Raw genomic sequence first — 337 nt, 5'->3', positions numbered from 1 at the left:
CATTTCGGAGATTATAAATGTTAAAGAATCTATTTACAGAACACCCAGCTTCAGTTGGAGAATCTTACTTTCAACATATGGGCGTAGCACTTTCATTTACAAGTGCATTAGCTTTTGCCACATTTGCCTGTCTTATGCATGCATTTTTTCCTTTCTTATTTGTAAAGACTGGAAGCCTAAAAATTACAGAGCTACATGATCGTATGGTTGCAAACCGTCACCATCAAACACCGGAAAATGAAAAAATCACAACAAGTATTAGCTCTTCAGAAGCAGCATAAATCCACTAAAACGACCATTTTTTTAAGCCTGCAAAAAATCGCAGGCTTTTTTTATG

General features: G+C 35.9%; 1 protein-coding gene. It reads left to right on the top strand.

The window, feature by feature from the left end:
- Nucleotides 1–17: 17 nt before the first annotated feature.
- Nucleotides 18–281 carry a DUF6356 family protein gene (locus E1160_RS02155; protein WP_155153347.1) on the top strand — a complete coding sequence of 88 codons (264 nt, stop codon included), beginning with the start codon at nucleotides 18–20 and terminating at the stop codon, nucleotides 279–281.
- Nucleotides 282–337: the final 56 nt, after the last annotated feature.

Source organism: Curvivirga aplysinae (genome assembly GCF_009711445.1).
Classification (GTDB): Bacteria; Pseudomonadota; Alphaproteobacteria; order UBA8366; family Aestuariispiraceae; genus Curvivirga; species Curvivirga aplysinae.
This window is presented reverse-complemented; position numbering and strand designations above follow the sequence as displayed.

Coding starts and splice junctions, on each gene's coding strand:
- E1160_RS02155 (WP_155153347.1), top strand. CDS start 18: ATGTTAAAGAATCTATTTACAGAACACCCAGCTTCAGTTGGAGAATCT.